The organism is Shewanella sp. SM73 (assembly GCF_025653795.1).
Classification (GTDB): domain Bacteria; phylum Pseudomonadota; class Gammaproteobacteria; order Enterobacterales; family Shewanellaceae; genus Shewanella; species Shewanella oncorhynchi.
Window position 1 is genome coordinate 296601 of record NZ_JAKKRY010000002.1, and the last position, 13415, is coordinate 310015.

The 13415-nt window shown below is 45.7% G+C and carries 11 protein-coding genes; 4 read left to right on the forward strand and 7 right to left on the reverse strand.

Annotation, left to right across the window (positions count from 1 at the left end; genetic code table 11):
• The first annotated feature begins 177 nt into the window (after positions 1-177).
• The 4 genes from crp to L5M51_RS04500 all read left to right on the forward strand — a co-directional run bounded on the left by crp (position 178) and on the right by L5M51_RS04500 (position 3223).
• Positions 178-813: a cAMP-activated global transcriptional regulator CRP gene (gene crp / locus L5M51_RS04485; RefSeq protein WP_006080082.1), complete on the forward strand. Its 636-nt coding sequence runs from the start codon at positions 178-180 to the stop codon at positions 811-813.
• Positions 814-895: 82 nt separating this feature from the next.
• The gene (locus L5M51_RS04490; protein ID WP_105250261.1) at positions 896-1243 is read left to right on the forward strand and encodes a PepSY domain-containing protein; all 348 of its coding nucleotides are present in this window, start codon (positions 896-898) and stop codon (positions 1241-1243) included.
• Positions 1224-1898, forward strand: coding sequence for a response regulator transcription factor (locus L5M51_RS04495; protein WP_131523983.1), 675 nt, complete (start codon positions 1224-1226; stop codon positions 1896-1898). Before L5M51_RS04490 ends, L5M51_RS04495 begins: the two co-directional genes overlap by 20 nt.
• Positions 1895-3223, forward strand: coding sequence for an ATP-binding protein (locus tag L5M51_RS04500; RefSeq protein WP_131523982.1), 1329 nt, complete (start codon positions 1895-1897; stop codon positions 3221-3223). Before L5M51_RS04495 ends, L5M51_RS04500 begins: the two co-directional genes overlap by 4 nt.
• Before the next feature lie 102 nt (positions 3224-3325).
• Here the strand turns inward: L5M51_RS04500 and L5M51_RS04505 are convergent, their stop codons facing one another.
• The 7 genes from L5M51_RS04505 to L5M51_RS04535 all read right to left on the reverse strand — a co-directional run bounded on the left by L5M51_RS04505 (position 3326) and on the right by L5M51_RS04535 (position 13279).
• The gene (locus L5M51_RS04505) at positions 3326-4129 is read right to left on the reverse strand and encodes a DUF1338 domain-containing protein (protein WP_263171777.1); all 804 of its coding nucleotides are present in this window, start codon (positions 4127-4129) and stop codon (positions 3326-3328) included.
• A gap of 209 nt (positions 4130-4338) precedes the next feature.
• Positions 4339-5799, reverse strand: coding sequence for a succinylglutamate-semialdehyde dehydrogenase (astD, locus tag L5M51_RS04510; RefSeq protein WP_263171778.1), 1461 nt, complete (start codon positions 5797-5799; stop codon positions 4339-4341).
• A 9-nt stretch (positions 5800-5808) separates the two neighbouring features.
• Positions 5809-6828, reverse strand: coding sequence for an arginine N-succinyltransferase (gene astA, locus L5M51_RS04515; protein ID WP_113939140.1), 1020 nt, complete (start codon positions 6826-6828; stop codon positions 5809-5811).
• Between the two features lie 127 nt (positions 6829-6955).
• Positions 6956-8173: an aspartate aminotransferase family protein gene (locus L5M51_RS04520; protein ID WP_105250267.1), complete on the reverse strand. Its 1218-nt coding sequence runs from the start codon at positions 8171-8173 to the stop codon at positions 6956-6958.
• A 308-nt stretch (positions 8174-8481) separates the two neighbouring features.
• The gene (locus tag L5M51_RS04525) at positions 8482-9393 is read right to left on the reverse strand and encodes an alpha/beta hydrolase (RefSeq protein WP_263171781.1); all 912 of its coding nucleotides are present in this window, start codon (positions 9391-9393) and stop codon (positions 8482-8484) included.
• A 54-nt stretch (positions 9394-9447) separates the two neighbouring features.
• Positions 9448-10593: an HDOD domain-containing protein gene (locus L5M51_RS04530; RefSeq protein ID WP_263171783.1), complete on the reverse strand. Its 1146-nt coding sequence runs from the start codon at positions 10591-10593 to the stop codon at positions 9448-9450.
• Positions 10594-10798: 205 nt separating this feature from the next.
• Positions 10799-13279, reverse strand: a complete 2481-nt coding sequence (locus tag L5M51_RS04535; protein WP_263171785.1) for a prolyl oligopeptidase family serine peptidase — start codon at positions 13277-13279, stop codon at positions 10799-10801.
• Between the last annotated feature and the right edge of the window lie 136 nt (positions 13280-13415).

Sequence of the window (13415 nt, forward strand, 5' to 3'; positions counted from 1 at the left end):
GATTTAGTTGACTTAAATCACTAAAGTAGCAAAATAAGCTCTAATTTTAGATGGTTAATTGCATTTATTCACTTATTCTAAACTAAGACTTCCATCAAGTTTTTGTGAGTTTAATTGACGTAAAATGCTTATTTAGAATACTCTTACTTTCGTTTTAATCAATCGAGGAACACCAACATGGCTCTGATTGGTAAGCCAAAACCTGATCCAACTTTGGAATGGTTTTTATCACACTGTCACATTCATAAGTACCCTGCAAAGAGCACTCTTATCCATGCTGGTGAAGACTCAGATACCCTTTATTACATAGTAAAAGGTTCTGTAGCGGTATTGATTAAAGATGAAGAAGGTAAGGAGATGATCCTTTCTTATCTGAATCAAGGTGACTTTATCGGTGAACTAGGTTTGTTTGAAGAACAAGCCGAACGTACCGCTTGGGTTCGTGCTAAGCAAGCTTGTGAAATCGCTGAGATTTCATATAAGAAATTCAGACAGTTAATTCAAGTTAACCCTGAAATTCTGATGAAGCTGTCTGCACAAATGGCCTATCGCCTACAAAGTACCAGCCAGAAAGTGGGTAACCTTGCATTTTTAGACGTTGCAGGCCGTATTGCTCAAACTCTATTACATCTGGCTAAACAACCTGATGCTATGACACACCCTGATGGCATGCAGATTAAGATCACTCGTCAAGAGATAGGCCAAATCGTTGGCTGTTCACGGGAAACTGTGGGTCGTATCTTGAAGATGTTAGAAGAACAGAATTTGATCCAAGCTCATGGTAAGACAATCGTGGTATACGGTACCCGTTAAGTTAGTCTTCAGCTTGATTTAAGCCTGCCTTATTAAAGTGGCCTAGAATAAATTCTAGGCCATTTTTTATTGGGGAGCTCAAATGAAACGGCTGTTTTTAATCTGTTTTTTCAGCCTATTCACGCTGGTGCATCCAATAATCTTGCATGCCGAACCTATTGAATTAGAACATTATCAAGCCAAGGCGTTAGTTAACTCTGGGCAAATATTGTCCTTAAACGGTACACTAGCCGTAGTAAACCAATTTTGCCAAGGTGAACTAATTGATGCTCATCTCTATCAAGAAGATCATAAATGGCGCTATGATTTGCAAATCAAAGTTCAGCGTGGCCAAATCGTTAATCTCAGTATTGATGCAACTAATGGTCAAGCCGATCAATCAATAGCACTACCGAGCGAATGTCGAAAACATGAAACTGTTACTCGTTGAAGATAACCCAATGCTAGTCACCGAGCTGGAGAAACAACTCAAACTCGCTGGCTATGTAACCGATATTACAGACAAAGCGCTTGAAGCCGATTATCTGATCAAAGAAACCCAATACGATTGCGTAATCTTAGACATAGGTTTGCCCGATGGCAACGGCCTCGAACTGCTCGAAGGCTGGCGAAATCAAGGGATCAGCACTCCAGTCATCATGCTGACAGCCCGCAGCCAATGGCATGAAAAAGTAGAAGGTTTTAATGCTGGCGCCGACGATTACTTAGGTAAACCTTTCCACGCCCAGGAATTATTGGCCCGAATCCAAGCTTTAATCCACCGTGCACATGGTCGTCTAAACACCTCAAGTAAACAATTGAGTTATGGTGGTGTGGTTTTAGATGAAGCAGAGCAAACAGTAAAAGTGGCCGAGCAGCTGTATGAACTCACAGCAATGGAATTTAGGCTGTTAAAAATCTTCCTCATGTCACCTAAGAAGCTGTTATCTAAGACGCAGCTAACCGATAAGCTCTATCAGTTTGACGATGAAAAAGAGAGTAATGTGGTCGAGGTTTATGTCACCCATCTACGCAAGAAACTGGGTAAAACCACGATCGAAACCCGTCGCGGCCAAGGTTACATCTTCCACGGCATTATTGAATGATCTCGATCCGCACTAAGCTCAGTTTATGGTTAACTGGCTTACTCGTGTTAGGTACTGTGATTGGGCTGATACTGTTTGAGTCCATGCTACGTCAGGCCTTCCACGACTCTATTATCAATCGCTTAGAAGAAGATCTCGAACATATCATGCTGGCAACCCATATCCACGATGGGGAGATCAGCATAGATCAAAGCCAGCTTTCCAGTTTCTACAAGCCCGCCTATTCAGGCCGTTATTTTCAGCTTAACCTGCCAAATGAAGTGATTCGCTCACGCTCCCTGTGGGATATGCAGTTAGATATCGAGCCACTAGCACCGAATCAAACCCGCGTCTGGCAAGCTAAAGGGCCAAAAAATAACGATATGCAGTTGTTATCATTAGGGTTAAATTCCAGCAGTGCCAATGTCAGCGCTACCTTAACCGTTGCGCAAGATTTGAGTATCGGTAGACGCGTGTTTAGCGAGGTTTATGGCACTAAGCTTGGTGTCAATCTGGCGATGTTAGTTGCTATGATCGCGGGGATATTCTTGATCCTACGTCAATCATTTAAGCCAGTTAAGCACATACAGCACGCACTTTCTCGGCTAAGACAAGGGGAAATTAACGCGCTGGAGCTCAATAATATTCCTCCCGAAGTACAACCATTAGCAAAAACCTATAATGAACTACTTGAGTACACAGCCAAGCAAATTGAACGTAGCCGCAATAACTTAGGTAATTTGAGCCATGGGCTCAAAACGCCTCTTGCCGTGATGCAGCAACAGGTTGAAGCTCTTGGCCTCAAAGATCCTGAAACTGCCATTGCCCTGCAGCAACAACTTGATTCGATTCACAAGATGGTCGAGCGTAAACTGGCTGCCGCGAGGATCACTGGCGACATGCTCCCCGCAGCGCAATTGGTGATCCCTAGGGATTTACATAGCCTAGCCAACACGCTAAATAAGGTTCACCGCAACAAGTCCATTGAATGTGATTTCGAACTCGATCCCAATATTCTCAGACTGCCTATTCACAGGGAAGATGGCATGGAGCTCTTAGGCAACCTGCTAGACAACGCCTTTAAATGGGCCCAGAGCCGAGTCAGCATTCAGCTATCGCGTCAACAAGAGCGTCTCTGCCTTTGTATTGATGATGATGGTCCAGGGGTTGCTGATGATGAGCTAGATAAGCTCACACAAAGAGGAACAAGGCTTGATGAGTCAGTGATGGGTCACGGTTTAGGATTATCAATAGTGAAAGAAATTGCCGAGCAATACGAGATTGAACTGCAGTTTAATCACAGCACTCGCTTAGGTGGATTGAGGATCGAGCTGACCTTTAGCTAGCCCCAGGTTATGCCAATCGTATTAAATACCTTGTTTGAAATATCCATAAAAAACGCCATCGAATTGATAGCGTTTTTTTATGCAGAAAGCAATTTGAGGACGTTAGGCTTTATTCACATTGGTGCTTTCAAAAATCTTATCGGCAGATGCCGCCACAAAGCCTGTGTAGAGCTCGCCATTAGCCATAGGATAACGTAGCGCAAACTCATAAAAACAGCTTGGGATTTCCACTGTCGCGTCAGTAAATTCAACACCAATCTTATCAGCCATAGTCGAAGACTGTTCTAACAAGACTTCTGGCGAACCTTTGATCTCGCCACCTGAACTATTGAGTACAAAGCCCGCTTGCTTCAGAGCTTCATTCACTGACTCTAAAGTCTCAAAACCGTCGAGGTGATTGATAGACACAGTGAAATGGTTAGCGCGATAACCAAAAGCCGCAACCCAAGCTGCATATTCACTCTCAGTTAATAAGTCCTGATAGGTTTTAGCATCTAAAGACCAATGACGGCCTGAGTAAATAAAGTTGTCAGCGGTAGTCGCTGCAACATCCACTTGAGCAATTAAGCCTTGAATAGTTTTTTGCAACGCTGGGCTAAATTCTTCAACCAATAACTCAGAAATAAACACTTTAGGCTGAGTCGAGTCTGGATGTTCAAAATGCTTAGCGATCAGTTTTTTCTGTTCAAACTTATAATCACCGCAAGGTACATAACCTAACGAAGTGAAATGCTTAGCCAGTACGTCCAAATTCACCTTAGCGATATTGAAAGTACGCAGGGCAATATGGTCGTTGATGATCGGTTTACCATGACCCAACAACGCGTGCACTTTTGCCGCAGAAGGGGTCATTTGAATATAGTCTTGCCACAGGGCGGCAAATAACGCGTTGATGTCGGTATGCATAAAAACTCCTTTTATTGTGCTGCGGTTATTGCTGTTATTTTGCCGCAAACACTAAATGTAACGACCTAAATGCCACTGTTGCAGCGTCACACATACCCACAGTAGAAACTTAAGTAACGTCACTGCTTGTTATTAAAAAGGAAGAACATTAGTCCTTCCTCCTCTTTCCCACATATTCTTTACCGCATAAAAGTCAAATCCCTACCCGCTTACAAGCTCAAACCTGGGCTTAATGTCGCGGGTAAACTCACGGCATCAGCCTCGACCGAAGCGACCGGATAAGCACAGTAATCGGCGGCATAGAAAGCACTCGCTCTGTGGTTACCCGAAGCCCCAACACCACCAAAAGGTGCCGCGCCCGATGCGCCAGTGATTTGTTTGTTCCAGTTAACAATGCCAGCACGAATACGCGCGAGGAAATAATCATAATCTTCACGGCTATCGGCAAGTAATCCCGCAGACAAGCCGTAACGCGTTTGGTTAGCCAATTTGATCGCTTGATCAAAATCACTGTAACGCACCAGCTGCAGTAGAGGTCCGAAGTATTCTTCATCCGGCAATGCATCGATCGCTGTCACATCGATAAGGCCAGGAGACACTAAGCCTGTACCCGCTTCTAGATGGGTCAACTCGACCAAAGACACGCCGCCTAAGCTCAGCAGATTCGCCTGCGCCGCAACCATACCTTTGGCGGCAGTTTCAGAAATCATTGAGCCCATAAAAGGTTGTGGCTGCGCATTCCAAGGACCGACTTTAATCTGTTTAACCGCATCGACTAACATGGCAATCAGCGCATCGCCCTGCTCGCCCTGCTCGACATATAAACGGCGCGCACAAGTGCAACGTTGACCCGATGAGATATAAGCCGACTGCAAAATATCGTGCACTGCGGCCTTAATATCCTGCACACCTTTGATGATCAGTGGGTTATTGCCTCCCATCTCAAGTGCTAAAATTTTACCCGGATGACCGGCATATTGTTGATGTAAAAAATGACCTGTACGTGAGCTACCGGTAAAGAACAGACCATCGAGCTGCGGGTGAGAAGCCAGTGCCTTACCCGTATCAACCTCACCTTGGACTAAGTTAAGCACGCCAGCAGGCAGACCCGCTTTATCCCATAGGCTGACCATCAACTCGGCGACTTTAGGCGTGAGCTCTGAAGGTTTGAAAATCACGGTATTCCCAGCCAGCAGCGCAGGGACTATGTGGCCGTTCGGCAAATGACCAGGGAAGTTGTAAGGACCGAACACCGCCACAACACCGTGGGGCTTATGGCGGATAACCGCACGTCCTGCTGGCGTATCGTTGGCATCTGTGCCCGTACGTTTATTGTAAGCCGCAGCCGATAAAGCAATTTTGCCTATCATGGCACCGACTTCAGTCGCGGTTTCCCACTGAGGTTTACCGGTTTCTTGGGCAATCGTTTCAGCCAGTTCCGCTTTATTGGCTTCGAGTTGGGTGCGATACGCTTCAACTATGGCTAAACGCGCATCGAAACCTAACATAAACCAATCAAACTGTGCGGCGCGCGCGGCATCAACGGCGGTATTAACTTGTTCTGCAGTGGCCGTTTTACCGGTCCAAATAGATTGTGCATTGGCAGGGTTAATTGAGGTCACGTCATGACCTTTGCCAGCATGCCACTGGCCTTGAATATAATGTGTCATTGGTTATTCCTACATTGCCAAAATACGGATTTGATCGCCTTTTGCGAGTAGCAAACCCGCTGCCAGCTCAGGGCTAATGATGATATGTTCGGATTTGTCGTCCACGGCCAGTGCAGCAGACGTCGCTCGGTAATTGGCTAATTGGGTATTTGAGATAATAAATTGAGTGTCGGCTTCGACCATATCACCAATATCGACGGTCAATAAACGACTTTCACGCACGCCGCGAATGTCCGATAAACGACACTCAACCGTTGGACCACCATCAAAAATATCCACATAACCGCGGCATCGAAAGCCTTCGGCCTGCAGCAAACTTAATGCGGGACGGGTATTGGTATGCACTTCGCCAATCACTTTCTGCGCTTCTTCCGGCAACAGACAAACGTAGACAGGGTTTCGAGGCATCATTTCGGCCATAAATGCCTTTTTACCCAAACCAGAAAGATAATCTGCCTGAATAAAATCAATGCCTAAAAAGTGTTTTTGTAGCCAGCCATAGAAAGGTGAATGACCATCGGCATCGCTCACACCGCGCATTTCGGCAATCACAGTTTCGCCAAAACGCTTCGCATGTTGAGCTAAAAACAGAAAGCGACTGCGGGATAACATGCGGCCATTGTTGCCCTTGCGATATGCTTCACGCAAAAACAGCGTACACATCTCAGCAGCGCCAGTGTAGTCATGGCAAAGGGTGAGTGTTTCGACCTCGTTACGCACGTCAATTTGCTCAGAATGATAGACTTCGGTACCGAGTCGATAATGGTAGAACGCATCTTCCATTCCCACCGCCGCTTCGATGGCGCACGTTCCCACCACTTCACGGGTATCGGTATCTTCCAGCACCATTAGATAACCTTCATCGAAGGGAGTCTCTACGGCTTTGACGAATGAGGCTTCTGCTCGAGCAATTTTATGTCTGAGCAGATCCGCATTCACAGGTAATGACGTAAAGCCATGACCAGACTCTTCGGCAATTTGATATAAGGCCTCAAAATCACCAGCCTGAATAGGACGTATGATTAACATCTTAGTGTCTCCTCACTTTGGCTTACCGTGCATCAAGGCACCTCTCTTCAAAAAGACAGGCAGTGATGCACGTAAGTATTCCCTGACAAAAAAGGAGTGCGAATAAATTCAGCACTCCTTTGGTCATTTAGGCGGCAGCTATGCTCGCCACAGCACGTTCAAAACGAGCTAGACCTTCAGCAATATCTGCCTCAGGGATCACCAGAGAAGGAGCAAAACGTACCACATTAGCACCCGCCATCAGGCTCATTAAGCCTTCAGCGACAGAGGCCACCAAGAAGTCGCGTGAACGGCCTTGGTATTGTTCATTAAGAACGGCACCTAAGAGCAAACCTTTACCGCGGACTTCTGAAAATACATGATATTTTTCATTGATTTTGTTCAAACCATCGCGCAATAACTGCTCGCGATGTTTAACGCCGTCTAACACTTCAGGCGTGTTCACTACGTCTAACACAGCATTACCGATAGCGCAGGCTAATGGGTTACCACCGTAGGTAGAACCGTGAGTGCCCACTTTTAGATGTTCAGCAATCTCAGCGGTTGTCAGCATAGCTGCGATAGGGAAACCACCGCCGAGTGCTTTAGCTGTGGTTAAAATGTCAGGCACGATTTCAGTACCCATGTAAGCGTAAAGTTCACCAGTACGGCCCACACCCGTTTGCACTTCATCAAAAATCACTAGCGCATTGTGCTTGTTAGCCAGTTCACGCACAGCTTTCAAGAATGCAGGATCGGCATCAATAATACCGCCCTCGCCTTGCAGCGGCTCAAGCATGATGGCGCAGGTTTTGTCCGTCACTGCGGCTTCTAAGGCGGCAACATCGTTAAATGGCAGGTGAGTAATGCTCTGCGGCTTAGGACCAAAACCATCAGAATAGGCAGCTTGTCCACCGACACTGACGGTGAAGAATGTACGGCCGTGGAAAGCTTTATCGAACGCTATGATTTCATCTTTCTCAACGCCATGTTTTTCTAAGGCATAACGACGGGCAAGTTTTAATGCGGCTTCGTTGGCTTCGGCGCCAGAGTTGGCAAAATACACTTTGTCGGCAAACGTGCTATTAACTAATTTAGTCGCTAATGCCAAGGCAGGCTCATTCGTCATTACGTTTGACAGATGCCATAATTTTTCACCTTGTGTCTTAAGGGCATTCACAAGGGCTGGATGACAGTGACCTAAGCAATTTACCGCAATACCGCCAGCAAAATCGATAAACTCGTTGCCCTCTTGGTCCCAAACTCGGCTTCCTTCGCCACGAACAGGGATCACGGCAGCAGGCGCATAATTAGGCACCATCACTGCGTCAAACTGGGCACGGTCCAACTTCATATCAACGCTCATTCTTCTTCGTCCTTTGTGTTTGTGTAACGGCGCCTTGCACCGTCAGAGTCCCATAGGTATCTTTATCTAGAGTTAGTGATACTGGGATTGCTTGTGTCTATTAATAACCATTATTAGCGAAAATGTGATCAAAATACCAGTTTTTCACAAACATCAATCCACGCACTTCCACCCAAAGTGCATAAAGATTGCAGTTTAAGAACTATACAAGCGGTTAAGCCCATGGCTTGCAGCATAATTAGTCAGAAAAAAAGTTATTTGCCCCTCATTTTGCTAGCTATTCACTGAATGTGAATAACTACACCATTTTAACGAATCAAGTGTGAAAGCACAAAATGGCCAATTTTCGACCTCACTTCAAGGGCTTCGGGCAATAAATTGAACAAGGGAAACACATGGGGCATGTTAAGGTAAAAGCAGCCCGTTATCTCACCACCACAGGCTTTTATTTGGGCGACTAAACGTTCAGAATCCTGTAATAATAACTCCCGCGTACCCGCAATTACTAAGATAGGCGGCAGGTCTGCCAAGTTTCCCTGTAAGGGGGAAACTTTTGCCGACATAGGATCGGCCCCCGCAAGATAAGCGCCACGTAAGCGCAGCAATGCCTCTATGGTGAAGAAGGGATCGTCGGCTGCGAGTATCAACTCAGTATCCCCCGTAAGAGCTAAGTCTAACGCGGGCGATAGCAAGATACAGGCGGTCGGTAAAGGCAGGGTTAAACGCTTTAATTCCAGCAACAAACTCAGTGCTAAATTGCCGCCCGCCGAGTCACCCATGAGGATCAAATTCTCCGAGCCTTTCAGCTCAATTAACCGCCTATAGGCTTCAAGCACATCATCAAATGGTGCGGGGAAAGGATGCTCAGGAGAGAGACGATAATCAGGAATATAAGCATCTAATTGACAGCGCTGGCAGATATCTGCGACCAGTCTTGCATGGGCATGGGGCGTTTTAAAACAGAAGCCTCCGCCACGGATATAAAATAGATTTCCAAGGCGAGGAGGTTCGTTGAGAAGCACATAATGTAACAAGTTTGAGTGTTGTAAGGGGATGGTAGCGCTGACTAACTTATCCGGCCAAGGGAGCCAACGTCTATCAAGCTCAAGCAACTTTTCACGCACTTGCGCTAAAGGCATTTTGGCCTGTCCACGACTGATGGATGGCCTAGCGACATAGGATAAAATGGTATTTAGTACAGATGCTTGCCAACTTGGCATATCCCTTCCTCTACTTAAACGCCGCAATCATGGCGCTACGTAGCAGACCGAGGATTACAGCAGATCTAACTTCCTATAGTTTTGTGCTTTTAAGCGCAGTACTTCTTGCTCAGTTAACTCATAATAATCAAACATTAAGCGCTTTTCTTGGGGATCGATTTGACGCATTTCTTCGAGTAATACCACCTTAGCATAACAGTTTGACCGCGCGACTAATGCCGACTGAGGCGACAATTCTCGATAACTTAAGGTTTGATCTAACTCCTTTAACAACCGAGTTAAGGGACTCGCTTCAAACTTAAGTAACTCTAATAATTGCCAATTAAGTTTAAGACCATGGCTTAGCACTTGTTCAAACACGGCCTTAGCAGGAAACTCAGTGGCAATCACCGCATCATACACTTCCTTATCACGGCTGCTACTGGCTTCTCTTATCCAAGATCCCCATGTTTGGTCGAATAAACGGGCACTTAAACTCAATACAACGGATGTACCTAACTGATTAAGTAAGGCACTACTATAAACCAAGGCTGAGTCAGTATTATGAAGCTGAGCTAAAGCATTTGCCGCTATGCCACTGACTATGCTGTAGCGCCATAATTTACGGGTAGTCCATAACAACTTAGCATTGCCACTAGGAAGCCAATTTCGCAAACAAAAGTAAGGGATAATAGTGCGAAGGTTTTCGATACCGATGTAATTCATCACTAATTTGATATCAGTGACCCGCACATCTGAGCTCTGAGACCGGCGAGCGCGAAAAGATGGGCTGTTGACCAAGTTAGTTAAGTCGCGGCACAACCAACTTAAGTTACTAATCAGTGGTCTTAATCGTGTTGCATCGAGATTTTTTGCCAGCAATAATTCCAGCAAGAGGATTTGCGACTCATTGATATCTGACTTAGCCAAAACAGATTCAGGGGACGCGAGTTGATGCTCGATGGCGTTAATGACAGTTTCATGCAACTGGCTCGATACGGCTTCAAACACTTCTTTAGCTTTAATTTGTTTCATCAAACGCACCAAAATCGCTTCGCGTTCAACATCTAACTTATTTGCATCGGCCTCTAATTCAAGGTCGAGTTCATCCAAAAGAGTCGGGCTCGCTTTTTGCTTTCCGAGGATCAATTGTTGATAGAGTCTGTGCTCTATCTCTATAATTTTGCCGGGTCTTACACCGCCCGCAACCGAAATCGCCACTATGAATCTTTCCTATATCGCTAATGCCCGAGTGACGTCAACACAATCAAACTCTCAAAATCATTACAATTTCAGCACATACACTTAATCTTAGCAATAATGCAAAGTCGCAGAACGCAAACAAAGAGTTATATCGGATATTTCCTAGTCAGTTATCCAATAAAAAGGCCTCGACTAGGAGACCTTTAAAAGAAATCGAACTGAATTATTTGAGTTCTTGTTCAAATAACTTATAGATGCGGCGGTATTCATCTAACCAGCTAGAAGGTTGACGGAAACCATGGGGCTCGACAGGATAAATCGCCATTTCAAAGGTTGGTTTTTCCAGTTCAATGAGGCGCTGTACCATACGCACACTGTCTTGGAAGAAAACGTTGTCGTCCATTACGCCACTCATGATAAGCAGTGGTTTAGTTAATCCTTGAGCATGCTCAATAGGAGAGCTGCGCTCATAGGCGATAGGATCGACATCAGGCGTATTTAAGATATTAGAGGTATAAGGCGCATTATAATGTGCCCAGTCCGCCACAGGACGCAATGCAGCTCCAGCTTGGAACAAGTCCGGCGCGGTAAACAAAGACATAAAGGTTAAGAATCCACCGTAAGAGCCACCATAAGTACCGACACGCTTAGTATCGACATGGGTATGAGTCGCCATCCACGTTACGCCATCCTTTAAGTCTTCCACTTCTGGATGACCCATATTGCGATAAATAGCAGTGCGCCAATCTCGGCCGTAACCTTTAGAGCCACGGTAATCCATGTCCATCACAACATAACCTTGTTGAGTCAGCAGGTTGTGGAACATAAACTCGCGAAAGTAACCGCTAAAACCATAGTCGGCATTCTGCAGATAACCTGCGCCGTGATTGAAAATCACCGCAGGATATTTCTCAGCGCGGGACTTATCATAGCCTTGCGGCAGATAAACTCGAGCGTACACATTGCCAGCACCATGATTTGAAGGTACTGCTACCACTTCTGGCGCTTGCCATGGGTAATTTTTGAAGGCATCACTGGTATAAGACGTCAGCTGCTTTAACTCGCCGCCAATGGGTTGAACATAAAGCTCATTAGGCTGTGTGCGGCGTGAGGCATTGAGTAATAGCTGAGTGCCATCGGGGCTTAAGCTGTAATCTAAGTTGCCATCCCACTGGGTTAGTTGCTCCTTTTTACCTGTGGCAAGATTCACGCGGTGAACGTTATAAATGCCGGGGTGACTCTGGTTCGCTTTGTAATAGATGTAATTGGCATCCGGTGACAGCGTAATATCACTCACCACAAACTTGCCTTGGGTTAACGCACGCGGCTTTTCGCCTTGAGCTTTAATATAAAGCTGCGAATAACCGGACTCTTCTGACAAGTAATACAAGGTATCCGTATCCGGTAACCAACCGAATTGGTTGTAGTAGTAATTCACCCATGCATCATCATGCAAACGATGTTCGGTAATGAATTTACCCTTAGCAAGATCGACACTGGCGATCCAGCGATCTTTGTTATCGGTGGCTTCTAGCATCAGGGCTAATTTATTTTCCGACTCATGCCATTGAATCGCACTCTGAGTCCAGCCCCAATCCTGCATCAACTGAATTTTACGTGGCGATTTAGTGCTTTGATAAGTTTCACCTTTTGCTTTAGCATTTTCAGCTTTCACTTTGGCTAGCACATCCTCATCAAAACCAGTAAGGCCCTCGATTGTGATATCGACTTTTTTATGTTGGTTTAAATCAAGCACCACAAAACGTTGCCCTGGTGGCGTATCTTCAGCCACGCGCGCGCGCACTGGCACTGGGTCGATATAACCTTCACTACCTAAGTAATTAGGCATGATGTCGTGTTCGCTGCTACCTGTGTAATTTTTATCTGTAAGAGCGACTAAAATATAGCGGCCATCGGGTGATAAACTCAGCTCTGACACCACTTCGCTATCGCCTAAATACCAAGTGCTGGCGGCGAGCGTTGGATCGTTTTTTTGTAATTCATCTTGGTACTGCGCTTTAGCTTTAGCATTTTCTTGCTGCAGCGCTACATACTGAATCAATCTGTGCTGTTGTTTTGCAATATAAGACGTCGGCTCTTTTACCGCTTCTGGTGCTTTCGCCATTTTAATTTCAGCAAGTTGCTCGACTAAGCCAGAATCTTGATGAATTTGGAAAACATTGTCGCCCTGCCAATAGGCAATATCGCCATTATTGAGATAACGCACACCATCGATGGCGGTGCGCTGGCGAGTCAGTTGGCTGATTTTACCCGTGCTTAATTGCTTAACAAAAATGTTGCCTTGATACAGATAGGCCTTGTGGGACTTAGTGCGGTCAAACACGCCAAACTGCTGATCTGCCGCATGTAACTTATCGAGAGCTAGCTCTACGGCGCGACTGTCATTGATGCCTTGCTGATAATAGCTACGCAAAGGTGAAGCACTCGCTTGGCGGGCAAACAGTACGCTTTGGCTATCGTCGCTCCAGTAAGCCTCTTTGGCAAAGATCCCCATCCAATCAGGATTTGCCATAATTTGATTAAGCGTAAGCGCCTGTGAAACTTGTGGCGGTTGGGCTAAGGGAACTTGGAATGCTGGCGGAGCTATTACGGGAGTTGCAGTTTCAGTCGATGTCGCTGCGCACCCTGCCAATACGGCAACCGCTAACGCACTAAAACCCAAATTTCGCATTACGCTTCTCATTTATCCTTCCTTTTATTGTTATCGCAATGGCTAAATGACCCAGTCTACTTATCTGCTGGTTTCGCCTATTCGCGTAGTTTTGCGGCAGTTATAGCATAGTTAATCGCTAAACTTGCTTAAAAGAAGGATAAATCTT

Bases quoted from the DNA above. Each gene is read 5' to 3' on its own strand.
- L5M51_RS04505 (WP_263171777.1), bottom strand. From the start codon at position 4,129: ATGCATACCGACATCAACGCGTTATTTGCCGCCCTGTGGCAAGACTAT.
- astA (WP_113939140.1), bottom strand. From the start codon at position 6,828: ATGTTAATCATACGTCCTATTCAGGCTGGTGATTTTGAGGCCTTATAT.
- astD (WP_263171778.1), bottom strand. From the start codon at position 5,799: ATGACACATTATATTCAAGGCCAGTGGCATGCTGGCAAAGGTCATGAC.
- L5M51_RS04520 (WP_105250267.1), bottom strand. From the start codon at position 8,173: ATGAGCGTTGATATGAAGTTGGACCGTGCCCAGTTTGACGCAGTGATG.
- L5M51_RS04535 (WP_263171785.1), bottom strand. From the start codon at position 13,279: ATGAGAAGCGTAATGCGAAATTTGGGTTTTAGTGCGTTAGCGGTTGCC.
- L5M51_RS04490 (WP_105250261.1), top strand. From the start codon at position 896: ATGAAACGGCTGTTTTTAATCTGTTTTTTCAGCCTATTCACGCTGGTG.
- L5M51_RS04525 (WP_263171781.1), bottom strand. From the start codon at position 9,393: ATGCCAAGTTGGCAAGCATCTGTACTAAATACCATTTTATCCTATGTC.
- L5M51_RS04495 (WP_131523983.1), top strand. From the start codon at position 1,224: ATGAAACTGTTACTCGTTGAAGATAACCCAATGCTAGTCACCGAGCTG.
- L5M51_RS04500 (WP_131523982.1), top strand. From the start codon at position 1,895: ATGATCTCGATCCGCACTAAGCTCAGTTTATGGTTAACTGGCTTACTC.
- crp (WP_006080082.1), top strand. From the start codon at position 178: ATGGCTCTGATTGGTAAGCCAAAACCTGATCCAACTTTGGAATGGTTT.